The 16,721-nt window shown below is 59.3% G+C and carries 14 protein-coding genes; 1 reads left to right on the top strand and 13 read right to left on the bottom strand.

Annotation, left to right across the window (positions count from 1 at the left end; genetic code table 11):
- Nucleotides 1-3: 3 nt before the first annotated feature.
- From tpiA to rlmE, 5 genes are all read right to left on the bottom strand, one after another.
- Nucleotides 4-759, bottom strand: coding sequence for a triose-phosphate isomerase (gene tpiA / locus AD663_RS03405; protein WP_003177861.1), 756 nt, complete (start codon nt 757-759; stop codon nt 4-6).
- A gap of 66 nt (nt 760-825) precedes the next feature.
- Nucleotides 826-2,163 (bottom strand): phosphoglucosamine mutase, encoded by a 1,338-nt coding sequence (glmM, locus tag AD663_RS03400; RefSeq protein WP_003177858.1) that lies wholly within the window; start codon nt 2,161-2,163, stop codon nt 826-828.
- Nucleotides 2,164-2,179: 16 nt separating this feature from the next.
- Nucleotides 2,180-3,031: a dihydropteroate synthase gene (gene folP, locus AD663_RS03395; protein ID WP_003177857.1), complete on the bottom strand. Its 852-nt coding sequence runs from the start codon at nt 3,029-3,031 to the stop codon at nt 2,180-2,182.
- An 8-nt stretch (nt 3,032-3,039) separates the two neighbouring features.
- Nucleotides 3,040-4,950, bottom strand: a complete 1,911-nt coding sequence (gene ftsH, locus AD663_RS03390; RefSeq protein WP_053213284.1) for an ATP-dependent zinc metalloprotease FtsH — start codon at nt 4,948-4,950, stop codon at nt 3,040-3,042.
- A 200-nt stretch (nt 4,951-5,150) separates the two neighbouring features.
- Nucleotides 5,151-5,783 carry a 23S rRNA (uridine(2552)-2'-O)-methyltransferase RlmE gene (gene rlmE / locus AD663_RS03385; RefSeq protein ID WP_003177853.1) on the bottom strand — a complete coding sequence of 211 codons (633 nt, stop codon included), beginning with the start codon at nt 5,781-5,783 and terminating at the stop codon, nt 5,151-5,153.
- A gap of 105 nt (nt 5,784-5,888) precedes the next feature.
- Here rlmE and AD663_RS03380 point away from each other — a divergent pair, with 105 nt between their 5' ends.
- Nucleotides 5,889-6,197 (top strand): YhbY family RNA-binding protein, encoded by a 309-nt coding sequence (locus tag AD663_RS03380; RefSeq protein WP_003177852.1) that lies wholly within the window; start codon nt 5,889-5,891, stop codon nt 6,195-6,197.
- Between the two features lie 9 nt (nt 6,198-6,206).
- On the opposite strand, the gene AD663_RS03375 is transcribed toward AD663_RS03380, so the two are convergent.
- From AD663_RS03375 to grpE, 8 genes are all read right to left on the bottom strand, one after another.
- Nucleotides 6,207-6,611 (bottom strand): hypothetical protein, encoded by a 405-nt coding sequence (locus AD663_RS03375; RefSeq protein WP_003177851.1) that lies wholly within the window; start codon nt 6,609-6,611, stop codon nt 6,207-6,209.
- A gap of 28 nt (nt 6,612-6,639) precedes the next feature.
- The gene (gene greA, locus AD663_RS03370) at nt 6,640-7,116 is read right to left on the bottom strand and encodes a transcription elongation factor GreA (RefSeq protein ID WP_033046390.1); all 477 of its coding nucleotides are present in this window, start codon (nt 7,114-7,116) and stop codon (nt 6,640-6,642) included.
- A gap of 2 nt (nt 7,117-7,118) precedes the next feature.
- A complete protein-coding gene (gene carB / locus AD663_RS03365; protein ID WP_003177848.1) occupies nt 7,119-10,340 on the bottom strand; it encodes a carbamoyl-phosphate synthase large subunit in 3,222 nt (1,073 codons plus the stop codon).
- A gap of 105 nt (nt 10,341-10,445) precedes the next feature.
- Nucleotides 10,446-11,582: a glutamine-hydrolyzing carbamoyl-phosphate synthase small subunit gene (carA, locus tag AD663_RS03360; protein WP_053213283.1), complete on the bottom strand. Its 1,137-nt coding sequence runs from the start codon at nt 11,580-11,582 to the stop codon at nt 10,446-10,448.
- A gap of 256 nt (nt 11,583-11,838) precedes the next feature.
- On the bottom strand, nt 11,839-12,645 hold the full coding sequence (gene dapB / locus AD663_RS03355) for a 4-hydroxy-tetrahydrodipicolinate reductase (RefSeq protein ID WP_003177844.1): 807 nt from the start codon (nt 12,643-12,645) through the stop codon (nt 11,839-11,841).
- A 9-nt stretch (nt 12,646-12,654) separates the two neighbouring features.
- Complete coding sequence (gene dnaJ / locus AD663_RS03350) at nt 12,655-13,779, bottom strand: molecular chaperone DnaJ (protein ID WP_003177841.1); 1,125 nt, start codon at nt 13,777-13,779, stop codon at nt 12,655-12,657.
- A 320-nt stretch (nt 13,780-14,099) separates the two neighbouring features.
- Nucleotides 14,100-16,016 carry a molecular chaperone DnaK gene (gene dnaK / locus AD663_RS03345; RefSeq protein ID WP_003177839.1) on the bottom strand — a complete coding sequence of 639 codons (1,917 nt, stop codon included), beginning with the start codon at nt 16,014-16,016 and terminating at the stop codon, nt 14,100-14,102.
- Nucleotides 16,017-16,117: 101 nt separating this feature from the next.
- Nucleotides 16,118-16,684 (bottom strand): nucleotide exchange factor GrpE, encoded by a 567-nt coding sequence (grpE, locus tag AD663_RS03340; RefSeq protein WP_033045904.1) that lies wholly within the window; start codon nt 16,682-16,684, stop codon nt 16,118-16,120.
- Between the last annotated feature and the right edge of the window lie 37 nt (nt 16,685-16,721).

Here is a 16,721-nt window from a genome sequence, read left to right as displayed (position 1 = left end):
TTTTCAGTTTCCCGCGGCGCGACAGATCGCACCGAACTCATCTGCATTCAGGGACGCTCCACCAATGAGCCCCCCATCGATATCCGGCATGCCGAACAGTTCGACCGCATTGGCCGCCTTCACGCTGCCGCCGTATAGAAGCCGCACACCTCGTGCCACTTCAGAATTCTCTGCCGCCAACTGTGCGCGAATGGCTGCGTGCACATCCTGCGCCTGTTGCGGCGAAGCAGTCAGCCCGGTGCCAATAGCCCAGACTGGCTCGTAAGCAATGACTGCCTTTGCAAAAGCACCGACACCCAGATTTTCAATGATGCTGCCCAACTGAGATCCGACAACCTCAAGGGTCTTTCCGGCTTCACGCTGCTCGAGGGTCTCCCCTACGCACAACACCGGAATCAGACCGCAGGCCTGAGCCGCGGCAAATTTGCGAACCCAGGCACTATCCTGCTCACGCATGATCAGGCGACGCTCGGAGTGCCCAACCAAAACCAGTGAACAACCTGCATCCACCAACTGACTCGGCGCAATCTCACCGGTCAATGCGCCTTGCATGGATTCCACCGCAGAGTTCTGCGCGCCGACCGAAATCGACTTGCCCTTCAAGCCATCAACCACTTGGTTGATATACAGGCAAGGCGGGAATACCGCGACATCAACACCGCTAGACAAGGCCAGATGACGAAGGCCTTTGATCAGCTCAGCGACGCTGGCGCGGGTACCGTGCATCTTCCAGTTACCAGCTACCATAGGGCGACGCATGCTGTACCTCGTCGGTCAAAGTGGGCGCAGATGTTACCCAACCGATTCATGACTGGCAAGCCGAATTCAGGCAGAAACTTCAGTAACAAGTTTTGCCAGCTCTTCGGCATAACCGCGAACTTGCACTTCATCCTCGCCTTCGACCATGACACGCACCAATGGCTCTGTGCCGGACTTGCGCAACAACACGCGCCCACGCCCCGCCATTGCCTGGGTCACACGTTCGCTGGCCTGCTTGACCGAGGCATGTTCGATCGGATTCGCACCGCCACCGAAACGCACATTGATCAGTACCTGCGGGCATTTGCGCAACGCTTGGCGAGACTGGGCGAGCCCTTCGTCGCGCGCCTTGAGCGCCATCAACACCTGCAAGGCGGCGATGATCGCATCTCCCGTGGTGGTATGGTCGAAGCACACGATGTGGCCGGAGTTCTCCCCGCCGACCACCCAGTTACGCTCCAGCAATTCCGAAATCACGTAGCGGTCACCGACGTTGGCCCGCACGAACGGGATATCCAGGTCCGCCAAGGCCAGCTCGAGCCCCAGATTACTCATCAACGTACCGACCACGCCACCCTGCAACTTGCCGCGTCCATGCAGGTCACGAGCAATGATGAAGAGCAATTCGTCACCATCGACGACCGTACCGGTGTGATCGACCATCAAAACCCGGTCGCCGTCGCCATCGAACGCGATCCCGAGATCGGCTTGCTCGGCCAATACCGCAGCCTGCAAAGCCTCAGTATGAGTGGAGCCACAATTGTGGTTGATGTTCAGGCCGTTAGGCTGGGCGGAAAGCACCACCACCTCAGCCCCCAATTCCCGAAACACGCTCGGCGCAACTTTATAGGTGGCCCCGTGGGCGCAATCGACGACGATCTTCAGGCCGGAGAAACTCGTGCCGGTCGGCACGCTGCCTTTGCAAAATTCAATGTAGCGACCCGACGCATCGTTGATCCGCGACACTTTACCGATCTTGCTCGACTCAACCACAGTCATCGGCGTATCCAGCAGCTCTTCAATCATCAGCTCGATGTCATCCGGCAGCTTGGTGCCCTGGCCGGAGAAGAACTTGATGCCGTTGTCATCATGGGGGTTGTGCGAGGCACTGATCACGATACCCGCCTGCCCCTGGAACGTACGCGTCAGGTAGGCGATAGCCGGCGTAGGCATCGGACCCAGCAACATCACATCGGCGCCCGCCGATGTCAGGCCGGCCTCAAGAGCCGATTCGAACATGTAGCCGGAAATTCGTGTGTCCTTACCGACCAGCACTTTGCAGGCGCCCATTTTGCGGAACGCCATGCCCGCCGCCCAGCCGAGCTTGAGCATGAAATCAGGTGTAATAGGGTATTCGCCGACCCGACCACGAATACCGTCGGTGCCAAAGTATTTCTTGCTCATAAGTGCTCCGTCATTCTTATTCGGCTGAATCCACAGCTGCGATCATCCGCACGACATCCATCGTTTCGGCTACATCATGCACGCGCAATATGCGCGCGCCTTTGGTAATGGCCAAGGCCGCGAGTGCAAGACCGCCGTACAGGCGCTCTCCCACCGGACGACCCAAGGCATTGCCTATCATGCTCTTTCGCGAGACCCCAACCAACAGGGGCCGCCCCAGTGCATGCAAGGCTTCCATATGTTTGAACAGGCTCAGATTATGGCCCAGCGTCTTGGCAAAGCCGAACCCGGGATCAAGGATGATCCGCTCGGCAGGGATACCCACGGCCGCACACTCGTCCAGACGCGCCACCAGGAACTCGCCGACTTCCCGAGTTACATCATGATAATGCGGATCGTCCTGCATGGTCCCGGGCTCGCCGAGCATATGCATCAGGCATACCGGCAAACCGGTGGCCGCGGCGGCGTCCAGCGCGCCGTCGCGCTGCAGGGAACGTACATCATTGATCAGCCCCGCCCCCAGTCGCGCGGTCTCGCGCATGACTGCCGGGGTAGAGGTATCGACCGAGATGATGACATCCAGCTCGCGATGGATACGCTCGACAATCGGCGCAACCCGCTCCAGCTCTTCGGTGGGCGAGACCGCACGCGCACCCGGCCGGGTCGATTCGCCACCCACGTCGATCAGCGTGGCACCGGCGATCACCATCGCTTCGGCATGCCGCAGCGCAGCGTCGAGCTGGCTGAATCGGCCACCGTCGGAAAAGGAGTCGGGGGTGACATTGAGAATGCCCATGACATGAGTATGGGCCAAATCAAGAACCCGGTTGCCGCAAGGCAACCGGGTCGAGGACTGAGCAGAAGTCATTTCAAGCCTTAAACGTCAGCAGCCGGACCGCCAATCGGTGTTTCCGGGCGCTCGCCCTGTACAGCCGGAGGCGTGCCGGAAGTGCCAGTGCCACCGGACCAGTCACGAGGCTCGCGAGGCTCACGGCCCGCCATGATGTCATCGATCTGCTCGGCATCGATGGTCTCATATTTCATCAAGGCATCAGCCATGGCATCCAGCTTGTCACGATTGTCCGTCAGAATCTGCCGGGCGGTGCCGTAGCAGTGGTCAATGATACTGCGCACTTCGGAGTCGATCAGCTTGGCCGTCTCGCCAGAAAAACTTGCATGCTGACCACCGCCACCACGACCGAGGAACACTTCGCCCTCTTCTTCGGCATACATCAATGGCCCCAGCTTCTCGGACAGACCCCACTTGGTCACCATGTTCCGGGCGATCTGGCTGGCACGCATGATGTCGTTGGACGCGCCGGTGGTTACACCGTCAAAGCCCAGCGTCATTTCTTCAGCGATACGGCCGCCATACAGCGAACAGATCTGGCTGATCAATGCGCGCTTGGACAGGCTGTAGCGATCTTCCTCCGGCAGGAACATGGTCACACCCAGGGCGCGACCGCGCGGGATGATCGATACCTTGTAGACCGGATCATGCTCAGGCACCACACGACCGACGATAGCGTGACCCGCTTCGTGGTAGGCAGTGTTCTGCTTTTCTTTCTCGGACATGACCATCGATTTGCGCTCGGCGCCCATCATGATCTTGTCCTTGGCCAGCTCGAACTCCTTCATCTCCACGACGCGCTTACCAGTACGCGCGGCGAACAGCGACGCTTCGTTGACCAGGTTCGCCAGATCGGCACCGGAAAAGCCCGGTGTACCGCGAGCGATGACGGCCGGAGCAACGTCGTCACCCATAGGCACCTTGCGCATGTGGACCTTGAGGATCTGCTCCCGACCGCGAATGTCCGGCAGGCCTACGACGACCTGGCGGTCGAAACGACCTGGACGCAACAGTGCAGGGTCAAGGACGTCAGGACGGTTGGTGGCGGCAATCACGATGATGCCGTCATTCATTTCGAAACCATCCATCTCGACCAGCAACTGGTTGAGGGTCTGTTCGCGCTCGTCGTGACCGCCGCCCATGCCGGCGCCACGATGGCGACCGACGGCGTCGATTTCATCAATGAAGATGATGCACGGCGCGTGCTTCTTGGCCTGTTCAAACATATCGCGAACACGGCTGGCACCCACGCCGACGAACATTTCCACGAAGTCGGAACCGGAAATCGTGAAGAACGGCACCTTGGCTTCACCAGCAATCGCCTTGGCCAGCAGGGTCTTACCGGTACCCGGTGGGCCTACCATCAGCACGCCACGAGGAATGCGGCCACCCAGGCGCTGGAACTTGCCCGGATCACGGAGGAATTCAACCAGCTCGCCGACTTCTTCCTTGGCTTCGTCGCAGCCTGCGACGTCGGCCAGGGTAGTCTTCACCTGATCTTCCGATAGTAGCCGCGCCTTGCTCTTGCCGAAGCTCATCGGCCCACCCTTGCCTCCGCCGCCGCCCTGCATCTGGCGCATGAAGAACATGAACACGGCAATGATGACGAGGATCGGGAAGCTGGCGACCAGGAGCTGGGTCCAGATGCTTTGCTGTTCGGGTTGCTTGCCTTCGACCACGACGTGGTTGTCCACCAGGTCACCGATCAGGCCATTGTCCTGGATTGCCGGACGAATGGTCTTGAAGTTGTCGCCATCGGTGCGCTTGCCGGTGATCACATAGCCATCAACGGCTACGCGCTCGACCTTGCCATCCTTGACCTGCTGGATGAAGTCGGAATAGTTGAGGGTCTGCGGCTCGTTAGGGCTGGAGAAGTTGTTCATCACGGTCACAAGGACAGCGGCGATGATCAACCACAGGATCAGATTCTTTGCCATATCGTTCAATTAACTACCCTCTGAAGCAAGCTCCGCTACTGGCGCGCGCTTCGCATGATATTCACCGGCCTAACTTACTACATTACCTACGACTCTGGCAGGCGCCGTCTGTAACCCTTTGTGAAACACTTTCTACACAATATTCGCTAATGCTCACGGGACGAAATACGAAAAACCTATCGCTCCGGTCGAAAAACCTCTTATTCCTCACTGCGACCACGGAAACCACGGCCCAGCAGGTACTGCTCACGGGAGCGATCACGCGATGATTTCGGCTTGCGTGTCGTGACCTTCTCGAACTGCTTGCGCACGCTCTTGTGGTATTCGTCGAAGCCTTCACCCTGGAAGACCTTGATCAAAAAATCACCACCTGGCTTCAACACCCGAGTCGCAAGATCCAGTGCCAACTCGCACAGGAACATTGATCGCGGCATATCAACAGATGCCAGTCCACTCATATTGGGGGCCATATCGGAAATCACAAGGTCCACCTCGTTTTTTCCAACCGCTTCAAGGATCTGCGCCAGTACGGCGTCCTCGGTAAAGTCGCCCTGAATGAAGGTCACATCCGGGATGCTGTCCATTTCCAAGATATCGGAAGCGATCAGTGTGCCTTGCCCACCAATCAGACGACTGGTCACTTGGGACCAGCCACCCGGGGCGGCGCCCAAGTCGATCACGCTCATGCCTGGACGGATCAAACGGTCTCTTTCCTGAATCTCCAGCAGCTTGTAGCTGGCACGGGAACGATACCCGTCTTTTTGCGCCATTTTCACGAATGGGTCGTTGAAATGCTCTTGCAGCCATTTAAGACTTGTCTTGGAACGGGCCACGGGCCACCTCAAAAATAAAACGAGTCATGATTAAGTGGGCGGTCCCGTACTCGCTCGGGTAAACTGGCCGCCGCTTTTTACAAGATCAGACGCAGGGGTCAGATTATGCCGCTCACTCAAGAGCAGAAGAAACAATACAAATCCATTGGCCACCATCTGAAACCGGTTTTGACTGTGGCTGACAACGGTTTGACTGAAGGTGTTCTCGCCGAACTGGAACGCGCCTTGGGCGATCATGAGCTGATCAAGATCAAGCTCAACATCCTCGACCGCGAAGCCCGCCTGGCTGCCGTTGCCGAACTGTGCAAGACCGGCAAGGCAGACCTCGTGCAGGTCATCGGCAAGATGGCGCTGATTTATCGCAAGAATTTCAGCGTCAACAAGCAACTGTCGAACGTTCACCGCTTCAAGTGATACCAAGGGTCAAGGGTGTGCGCTGCACACCCTGCCGCTCCATCCAGGAACCGGTTGCAATACCAGCACCAACCCGGAAAAACCCAGCACCAGGTAACTGAATGCCTGCCACTGGCTTGCATCTGGCCAACCGAAACGTACTACAAAGTACATCCCGCACGCGTACAACGACATGAGCAGCAACTGCCCACGAATGTCACGCCATAGACTGGCTGGGCCCTCGGCCTGAACCAGCACCAAAGCCTGAAACATCACGCACGCTGCCGAGAACCCCACCAGCAATGCCGTCAGCATGCTCGCGATTTCGTCGATAAGCAGCGGTGCCAGGCCGACTTGACCCAATACCGGCAGCAAACCGATGTGCAGCAACCAGACGCCGCCCACCCACAACATCTGGGTGAGCTGCCAGATCATGGCGCCGGCTCGCAGCGGGCGCCTTCGCTCAGATGTGACGGACTTCGACAATCTCATACTCGATGACACCGCTGGGCGTCTTCACAGCCACCACATCACCCTCTTCCTTGGCAATCAAGGCGCGAGCAATGGGCGAACCGACGGAAATCTTGCCAAGCTTGATGTCTGCCTCGTCCTCGCCAACGATCTGGTAAGTGACGCTTTCATCGGTCTCGACGTTGGCGATTTCCACAGTAGTGCCAAATATCACCTTGCCGGTGTGCGGGATAGTCGTGACATCGATGACGACCGCATTCTGCATGCGGCCCTCGATATCCCGGATACGCGCCTCGACCATACCCTGCTGCTCGCGAGCAGCATGGTATTCGGCGTTTTCCTTCAGATCGCCCAATTCCCGGGCCGTGCCGATGTCCTGGCTGAGCTTCGGACGAACGACCTTGGTCAGGTGGGCGTGTTCCTCTTCCAGGGCCTTTGCGCCCTGAACAGTCATCGGGTACTTGGTTATGCTCATGCCTTCAATCCTGCATGTAGATCCTGCAAGCGACGGACGGTCTTCTCTGGGCCGAACTTGAGCGCTTCGCAGATCGCTTCGCCCGCAGCAATGGTCGTGGTGCAGTAGATCTTGTGCTGCAGCGCATTGCGACGAATGGAGTAGGAATCGGCGATCGACTGACGACCTTCGGTGGTGTTGATGATCAAGGTGACTTCGTCATTCTTGATCATGTCGACCACGTGCGGACGCCCCTCGGTCACCTTGTTCACGCGGCGCACTTTCAGGCCTGCCGCTTCGATCAGCTTGGCAGTCCCGGCCGTAGCGACCACTTCGAAGCCCAAGTTGATCAGATCACGGGCCACGCCTGCAACCAGTGGCTTGTCGTCATCACGCACGCTGATGAACGCGGTGCCGCCGGTCGGCAGCACTTCGCTGGCGCCCATCTGGGCTTTCGCGAAGGCTTCGCCGAAGGTATCGCCCACGCCCATCACTTCGCCGGTGGATTTCATTTCCGGGCCGAGGATCGGGTCCACCCCAGGGAACTTGGCGAATGGGAACACTGCCTCTTTCACACTGTAGAAATTCGGAATGATTTCCTTGGTGAAATTCAGCTCTTTCAAGGTTTTGCCAGCCATGACGCGCGCCGCGATCATCGCCAGGGAAACACCGATGCACTTGGAGACGAACGGCACGGTCCGGGAAGCGCGCGGGTTGACCTCGATGACGTAGATGTCTTCGCCCTGCAAGGCCAGCTGCACGTTCATCAGGCCGATAACGCCCAGTTCCAGGGCCATTTTCTTGACCTGCTCACGCATCTCGTCCTGGATGTGCGCTGGCAACGAATAAGGCGGCAGCGAGCAGGCGGAGTCACCGGAGTGCACACCGGCTTGTTCGATATGCTGCATGATCGCGCCGATCACCACGTCCTTGCCGTCGCAAACCGCATCCACGTCCATTTCGATGGCGCAGTTGAGGAAGTGATCCAGCAGCACCGGGCTGTCGTTGGAAACTTGAACGGCTTCGCGCAGGTAACGCTTGAGCTCGTCTTCCTGGTAGACGATTTCCATCGCACGACCGCCCAGCACGTAGGACGGACGCACCACCAGCGGGTAACCGATCTTGGCGGCAGCACGAATCGCTTCATCTTCGCTGCGCACTGTGGCGTTTGGCGGCTGACGCAGGTTCAGGCGCTCGACCATCTGCTGGAAGCGCTCACGGTCTTCGGCACGGTCGATCGAATCCGGACTGGTACCGATGATCGGTACGCCGGCGGCTTCAAGGGCCCGAGCCAGTTTCAGAGGGGTCTGGCCGCCATACTGGACGATCACGCCTTTGGGCTTCTCGACGCGGACGATTTCCAGCACGTCTTCCAGGGTCACCGGCTCGAAGTACAGGCGGTCGGAAGTATCGTAGTCGGTGGACACGGTTTCCGGGTTGCAGTTGACCATGATGGTCTCGTACCCGTCGTCGCGCAGCGCCAGCGCAGCGTGAACGCAGCAGTAATCGAACTCGATACCTTGGCCGATCCGGTTAGGACCGCCGCCCAGGATCATGATCTTGTCGCGAGTCGATGGCGCGGCTTCGCACTCTTCTTCGTACGTGGAGTACAGGTAAGCCGTGTCGGTGGCGAACTCGGCCGCACAGGTATCGACGCGCTTGTAGACCGGGAACACTTCCAGCTTGTGACGATGAGTGCGCAGGCTCTTCTCGGTCACACCCAGCAGCTTGGCCAGGCGCATGTCGGAGAAGCCCTTGCGCTTGAGGCGGAACATCATGTCGTGGTCGATGCTGGACATGCCCAGGGTCTTGACCTTCTCTTCTTCCTTGATCAGATCTTCGATCTGCACCAGGAACCAAGGGTCGATCATGTTCATGCTGAATATCTGCTCGACGGTCATGCCGGCACGGAAAGCGTCAGCCACGTACCAGATGCGCTCGGCGCCCGGCACAGTCAGCTCGCGCTTGAGCACGCTCATGCTTTCAGGATCGTTCAGGTCAAGCTTCGGATCGAGGCCGCAGACACCCACTTCCAGACCGCGAAGGGCCTTCTGCAGGGACTCCTGGAAGGTCCGGCCGATAGCCATGACTTCACCCACCGATTTCATCTGGGTAGTCAGGCGTGCGTCGGCCTTGGCGAATTTCTCGAAGGCGAAACGTGGCAGCTTGGTAACGACGTAGTCGATGGACGGTTCGAAGGACGCCGGGGTCTTGCCGCCGGTGATGTCGTTCGACAGCTCGTCCAGGGTGTAGCCCACGGCCAGCTTGGCGGCGACCTTGGCAATCGGGAAGCCGGTGGCCTTGGATGCCAGGGCCGACGAGCGGGATACCCGCGGGTTCATCTCGATGACCACCATGCGGCCAGTGTTCGGGCAGATGCCGAACTGGACGTTGGAGCCGCCGGTTTCCACGCCGATCTCACGCAGTACCGCCAGGGAGGCGTTGCGCAGGATCTGGTATTCCTTGTCCGTCAGGGTCTGGGCCGGTGCGACCGTGATCGAGTCGCCGGTGTGTACGCCCATCGGGTCGAAGTTTTCGATGGAGCAGACGATGATGCAGTTGTCCTTTTTGTCGCGGACAACTTCCATTTCGTATTCTTTCCAGCCGATCAGCGATTCGTCGATCAGCAGCTCCTTGGTCGGCGACAAGTCGAGACCGCGGGCGCAGATTTCTTCGAATTCTTCACGGTTGTAGGCGATGCCACCGCCGGTTCCGCCCATGGTGAAGGACGGACGGATGATGCATGGGAAGCCGAGGCGTTCCAGGACGGCGTTGGCTTCTTCCATGCTATGGGCGATGCCCGAGCGCGGGCAGTCCAGGCCGATGGATTTCATCGCCTTGTCGAAACGCGAACGGTCTTCGGCCTTGTCGATGGTGTCGGCATTGGCGCCGATCATTTCCACACCGAACTTCTCCAGGACGCCTTCGCGCTCCAGGTCCAGGGCACAGTTCAGCGCGGTCTGGCCACCCATGGTCGGCAGCAGCGCGTCCGGACGCTCCTTCTCGATGATCTTGGCAACGGTCTGCCACTTGATCGGCTCGATGTAGGTGGCGTCGGCCATGGCCGGGTCGGTCATGATGGTGGCCGGATTGGAGTTCACCAGGATGACGCGGTAGCCCTCTTCGCGCAGGGCTTTGCAGGCCTGGGCGCCGGAGTAGTCGAATTCGCAGGCCTGGCCGATCACGATCGGGCCAGCGCCGAGAATCAGGATGCTTTTTATGTCTGTACGTTTTGGCATGGGTTTGTCACTCAAATCCGCAGGTCAGTCGGCTAGGCCGTCGAACAATCTTTGAAGCGCCTGAGGGGGCCGCCGAATTCGGGGCCGCCCTCAGGCTTCACGCGGTCAGCGTCGCTTGGCCATCTCGTTGATGAAGCGATCGAACAGCGGCGCCACATCGTTCGGGCCCGGGCTGGCTTCAGGGTGGCCCTGGAAGCTGAACGCGCTCTTGTCGGTACGCTCGATGCCTTGCAGCGTGCCGTCGAACAGCGATTTGTGGATCGCACGCACGTTGGCCGGCAAGGTCGCTTCATCCACGGCGAAACCGTGGTTCTGGCTGGTGATCATCACCACGCCTGTGTCAAGGTCCTGCACCGGGTGGTTGGCACCATGGTGACCATGCCCCATTTTCAGGGTCTTGGCGCCCGAAGCGAGGGCCAGCAACTGGTGGCCGAGGCAGATGCCGAATACCGGGATCTCGGTTTCCAGCACGTCCTTGATCGCCTGGATCGCGTAGTCGCAAGGCTCCGGGTCGCCCGGGCCGTTGGACAGGAACACGCCGTCGGGCTTGAGGGCCAGGACATCAACGGCTGGGGTTTGGGCCGGCACCACGGTCACGCGGCAACCGCGCTCGACCAGCATGCGCAGGATGTTCAGCTTGACGCCGTAGTCATAGGCAACCACGTGGTACGGCAGCTCGGAAGCTTCGATGGTCGCGTGACTGTCGGTTTTCAGATCCCAGACCGTGGAGCGCCACTCGTACTGTTTCTTGGTGCTGACGACTTTCGCCAGGTCCATGCCCTTGAGGCCTGGGAAGCCTTGCGCCGCAGCGATGGCCGCTTCTTCGGAAATATTGTCGCCGGCCATGATGCAGCCGTTTTGCGCGCCTTTTTCCCGCAGGATGCGAGTCAGGCGACGGGTGTCGATACCGGCGATCGCCACGACGTTGTTGGCTTTCAGGTAATCGGACAGGGACATCGTGTTACGCCAGTTGCTCGCTACCAGCGGCAGGTCACGGATGACCAGGCCGGCGGACCAGACACGATCAGACTCGGCGTCTTCCGGCGTGGTACCGGTGTTGCCGATGTGCGGATAAGTCAGGGTAACGATTTGTTGGGCGTAGGAAGGATCGGTAAGAATTTCCTGATAGCCGGTCATTGCGGTGTTAAACACCACCTCACCAACGGTCTGACCGTCGGCTCCAATGGCTTCGCCGCGAAAAATGCTGCCATCAGCAAGGGCGAGTATGGCTGGCTTAGTCAAGAAGACCTCCCGTAAATAAAGCCTGAAAGGGCGATCGCAGGTTGTAAAAAAGCGGAGTGACGTATGGACACGTCACCCCGCTTCTTCACTGAATTATTCTGCGCGCTTTTAGTGGACACACTAAAGCTGTAGCTTACAGAAAAAGGCTTTTTTGGTCCACCGCTAATGAGCCTTAAAGGCAGGGGAATGCGACAGGCCGTCGCGAAGCGGTTTAAAACGGGGCGCAGTATAACCTGAACCCCATTCCAAAGGAGCATTAACGCAGGTCGAGCACGTCCTGCATGTCGTACAAACCAGGCTCGCGGCCGTCCAGCCACAGCGCGGCACGTACAGCGCCCTTGGCAAAGGTCATCCGGCTGGAAGCCTTATGGGTGATCTCCAGTCGCTCGCCTTCAGTGGCGAACAGCACGGTGTGATCGCCCACCACGTCGCCACCGCGCACGGTCGCAAAACCGATGGTGTCGCGCTCACGGGCACCGGTGTGCCCTTGACGTCCGTAGACGGCCACTTCTTGCAAGTCGCGCCCCAGCGCATCGGCAATCACTTCACCCATGCGCAGGGCCGTTCCCGAAGGCGCGTCGATCTTGTGCCGGTGATGTGCCTCGATGATTTCGATGTCCGCATCGTCGCCCAGGACTCGGGCCGCCATGTCCAGCAACTTCAGCGACAGGTTCACACCCACGCTGAAGTTCGCCGCGAACACGATCGGAATGTCTTTGCCAGCCTCGGCCAACAACTGCTTTTGCGCAGCGTCCAGTCCCGTGGTGCCGATCACCATGGCCTTGCCGTTCTTGCGGCAGATGGCGAGGTTCTTCAGCATCACTTCCGGCAGAGTGAAATCGATCAGGACATCAAACTCATCGAGCACTTTGTCCAGGCCACCGGACATCGGCACGCCGATACGACCGAGCGAGGCCAGCTCGCCGGCATCAGCGCCCACCAGCGTACTGTCGGGCCGAACGATGGCCGCCGTCAGGCCGGAGAGCGGCGAACGCTGCTGCACCGCCTCGACCAACGCCTTGCCCATGCGCCCCGCAGCGCCCATCACAGCTATACGTCGCATGTGAGCTCCTTACAGATCGCCGAAGAAGCGCTTCACGCCTTCGAACCAACCGGTGGTTTTCGGAGAATGACTGTTGTCATCCGCCAACGAACTACGGAACTCCTCCAGCAATTCACGCTGGCGTCGGCTCAGATTCACCGGAGTCTCCACCGCCACGCGGCACATCAGGTCGCCCGCACCGCCGCCGCGCACTGGCGCAACGCCTTTGCCACGAATCCGGAACTGCTTGCCGGTTTGCGTACCCTCGGGGATCTTCAGCTTGACGCGACCATCGAGAGTCGGAATCTCAAGCTCGCCACCCAAGGCTGCGTCGACAAAACTGATCGGCACTTCGCAGAACAGATGCTTGCCGTCGCGCTGGAAAATCGCGTGCTCACGCACGTTGATAACCACGTACAGATCACCGGTCGGGCCGCCCTGAGCGCCCGCCTCGCCTTCGCCGGACAGGCGGATACGATCACCGGTATCGACACCGGCCGGCACTTTCACCGACAGGGTCTTGTACTCTTCGACACGCCCTTCGCCGTGGCAGGAGTCGCACGGGTCGGAAATGATCTTGCCCTGGCCATGGCAACGCGGGCAGGTCTGCTGCACCGAGAAGAAGCCCTGCTGCATGCGCACCTGACCGATGCCGCCGCAGGTTGGGCATGTCACAGGCGAGGAGCCTTTCTTGGCGCCCGAGCCGTCGCACGGCTTGCAGTTGACCAGCGTCGGAACACGGATATTGACGGTGGTACCGCGCACCGCTTCTTCCAGATTCAGCTCCAACGTATAGCGCAAGTCGCTGCCACGCTGGGCACCGCCACGGGCGCCGCCGCGACCGCCACCGAAGAAATCGCTGAACACGTCGCCGAAAATATCGGAGAAATTCTGGCCACCGAAACCGGCACCACCGCCACCCATGCTTGGGTCGACGCCGGCGTGACCATACTGGTCGTAAGCCGCACGCTTGCTCGAATCAGAGAGCACTTCGTAGGCCTCGTTGGCCTCCTTGAACATCTCTTCCGACGCTTTATCGCCGGGATTACGGTCCGGGTGGTGCTTCATCGCCAAGCGACGATAGGCCTTTTTCAGGTCTGCCTCGCTGGCCCCCCGCTCGACACCCAACACTTCGTAAAAATCACGCTTTGCCATTAGTCTTTGCACTCTTATAGGACGTCCGGCAAACCTCTCCTGAACCTTGCCAAACTCGTTGAGCCCCAATACAGGCCCGGACCCAACTCACGTCAATTCAACGATCCTGGTCTTTAATTTTTCAGCCAGGGCCCCGGCCAAAACGCGGTGCCTGTCGCCGGAAAGCAGGAGCATTCCCGATCACACCGCCAGCATCCGAACACTGTCGCATGCTGTAAAAATTCTCTGGCTCCAGACACGCCAACGCGGGAGCAAGCTCCCGCGCGGCGACATCCTACCAGCCACCGCACAAATGCAGTCAACCGGCCGACCAACAAGCGTTACTTGTGGTCTTTCACTTCTTCGAACTCAGCGTCAACGACGTCGTCGGCTTTTTCGGCCGATTCGCCCTGGGCAGCTGCGCCTTCAGCGGGCTGCGCCTGCTCGGCATACATCTTCTGAGCCACTGGCGCGGAGACCTTGGACAGCTCTTCGATCTTCGCTTCGATGGCAGCCTTGTCGTCGCCCTTGACGGCAGCTTCCAGGGCAACCACGGCGGCTTCGATGGCAGTCTTCTCTTCCGCAGTCACTTTTTCGCCAGCATCGGCGACCATCTTGCGGGTCGAGTGCACCAGGGCATCGCCTTGGTTGCGGGCGCTGGCCAGCTCTTCGAACTTGCGGTCTTCTTCGGCGTTGACTTCAGCATCGCGAACCATCTGCTGAATTTCTTCCTCGGACAGGCCGGAGTTGGCCTTGATCACAATCGACTGGGTCTTGCCAGTGGCCTTGTCTTTCGCGCCGACGTGCAGGATGCCGTTGGCGTCGATGTCGAAGGTCACTTCGATCTGTGGCACACCACGTGGGGCTGGTGGAATCTCGGCCAGGTCGAACTTGCCCAGGGATTTGTTCTGGGCAGCCTGCTTGCGCTCGCCTTGCAGCACGTGAATGGTCACGGCGCCCTGGTTGTCGTCGGCAGTCGAGAACACCTGGGATTTCTTGGTAGGAATCGTGGTGTTTTTCTCGATCAGCGCGGTCATCACGCCCCCCATGGTTTCGATACCCAGGGTCAGCGGGCTGACGTCGAGCAGCAGAACGTCCTTCACGTCACCGGCCAGGACGGCGCCCTGGATGGCAGCACCCATGGCAACGGCTTCGTCCGGGTTCACGTCCTTACGGGCTTCTTTACCGAAGAAATCAGTGACCAACTTCTGAACCAGCGGCATACGGGTCTGGCCGCCGACCAGGATCACGTCGTTGATCGAGCCAACGTCGATACCGGCGTCCTTCATCGCGATACGGCAAGGTTCGATGGTGCGTTGAACCAGGTCTTCCACCAGCGCTTCGAGCTTGGCGCGGGAGATTTTCACGTTCAAATGCTTAGGACCGGTGGCGTCCGCGGTGATGTACGGCAGATTCACGTCGGTCGACTGGCTCGAGGACAGTTCGATCTTGGCTTTTTCAGCGGCTTCTTTCAGGCGCTGCATGGCCAGCGGATCGCCCTTGAGGTTCATGCCGCTTTCTTTCTTGAATTCGTCGACGAGGTAGTCGATCAGGCGGATGTCGAAGTCTTCACCGCCGAGGAACGTGTCGCCGTTGGTCGCCAACACTTCGAACTGGTGCTCGCCATCGACTTCAGCGATTTCGATCACGGAGACGTCGAAGGTACCGCCACCCAAGTCGTAAACGATCACGGTGTGATCGCCCTTGGCCTTGTCCATACCGTAGGCCAGAGCGGCTGCGGTTGGTTCGTTGATGATACGTTTTACGTCCAGGCCCGCGATGCGGCCGGCGTCTTTGGTCGCCTGGCGCTGGCTGTCGTTGAAGTAGGCTGGAACAGTAATGACCGCTTCAGTCACCGCTTCGCCGAGGTAATCTTCGGCGGTCTTCTTCATTTTCTTGAGGATTTCGGCCGAAATCTGTGGCGGAGCCATTTTCTGGCCGTTCACTTCAACCCAAGCGTCGCCGTTGTCAGCCTTGGCGATCTTGTAAGGCACCATCTTGATGTCTTTCTGCACGACTTCTTCGTCGAACTTGCGACCGATCAGACGCTTCACCGCGTACAGGGTGTTATGCGGATTGGTCACTGCCTGACGCTTGGCCGACTGGCCAACCAGAATTTCGCCATCGTTGGCGTACGCGATGATCGACGGCGTGGTGCGCGCGCCTTCAGCGTTTTCAATCACTTTGGCCTTGCCGTTTTCCAGCACGGAGACGCACGAGTTGGTGGTCCCCAGGTCGATGCCGATAATCTTGCCCATGTTAACTCTCCCGGAACTTGGATTTTGTTGCCGCAGCAGTGGTGGCTAACTGCGGTAGCACTTAAACGCTTGACATATAGATGGGGTCGCTACGACCGATTTCAAGCCTGCTCGTCAATAGAAGGCGAAACGGGTGCCGGCGCCTTGCTGACCACAACCATGGCCGGGCGCAGCAGGCGGCCGTTGAGCAGATAGCCCTTCTGGAAAACCTTCAGGACGCTGTTTGGCTCGACATCGGCGCTTTCTTGCATCGCCATGGCCTGGTGGTGCTCGGCATTGAAGGGTTCGCCGTGTGGATCAATGGCTTCGAGCTGATAACGCTTGAGCGTGTCCTGGAACATTTTCAGGGTCAGCTCGATGCCTTCACGCATTGGGCGAATGTTTTCGTCGTCCGGATTGGACAATTCCAAGCCGCGCTCCAAACTGTCGATGATCGGCAGCAGGTCGCCTGCGAAACGCTCAAGAGCAAACTTATGGGCTTTTTCCACATCCTGCTCGGCGCGGCGGCGGACATTCTGCAGGTCGGCGGCTACACGCAACGCCTGATCCTGTGCACCGGCCAGCTGCTCTTCGAGCACTTGTACACGTGCCGTCAGATCTTCACCCGAATCCTGGGAAGCCTGATTGGCGTCTAGATTTTGCGTGTCCTGCGTCTGTTCGTCAGCCATAGAGATTTCTCCTTTCAACTTCGTCCGCGAGCTCGAC

This window comes from Pseudomonas sp. Q12-87 (genome assembly GCF_001269755.1).
In the GTDB taxonomy this organism is placed as follows: domain Bacteria; phylum Pseudomonadota; class Gammaproteobacteria; order Pseudomonadales; family Pseudomonadaceae; genus Aquipseudomonas; species Aquipseudomonas fluorescens_S.
Note: the sequence above shows the minus strand (reverse complement) of the source record. Positions and strands in the feature narration are given on the sequence as shown.

Bases quoted from the DNA above. Each gene is read 5' to 3' on its own strand.
- tpiA (WP_003177861.1), bottom strand. From the start codon at position 759: ATGCGTCGCCCTATGGTAGCTGGTAACTGGAAGATGCACGGTACCCGC.
- glmM (WP_003177858.1), bottom strand. From the start codon at position 2,163: ATGAGCAAGAAATACTTTGGCACCGACGGTATTCGTGGTCGGGTCGGC.
- folP (WP_003177857.1), bottom strand. From the start codon at position 3,031: ATGACTTCTGCTCAGTCCTCGACCCGGTTGCCTTGCGGCAACCGGGTT.
- ftsH (WP_053213284.1), bottom strand. From the start codon at position 4,950: ATGGCAAAGAATCTGATCCTGTGGTTGATCATCGCCGCTGTCCTTGTG.
- AD663_RS03380 (WP_003177852.1), top strand. From the start codon at position 5,889: ATGCCGCTCACTCAAGAGCAGAAGAAACAATACAAATCCATTGGCCAC.
- AD663_RS03375 (WP_003177851.1), bottom strand. From the start codon at position 6,611: ATGATCTGGCAGCTCACCCAGATGTTGTGGGTGGGCGGCGTCTGGTTG.
- carB (WP_003177848.1), bottom strand. From the start codon at position 10,340: ATGCCAAAACGTACAGACATAAAAAGCATCCTGATTCTCGGCGCTGGC.
- dapB (WP_003177844.1), bottom strand. From the start codon at position 12,645: ATGCGACGTATAGCTGTGATGGGCGCTGCGGGGCGCATGGGCAAGGCG.
- dnaJ (WP_003177841.1), bottom strand. From the start codon at position 13,779: ATGGCAAAGCGTGATTTTTACGAAGTGTTGGGTGTCGAGCGGGGGGCC.
- dnaK (WP_003177839.1), bottom strand. From the start codon at position 16,016: ATGGGCAAGATTATCGGCATCGACCTGGGGACCACCAACTCGTGCGTC.
- grpE (WP_033045904.1), bottom strand. From the start codon at position 16,684: ATGGCTGACGAACAGACGCAGGACACGCAAAATCTAGACGCCAATCAG.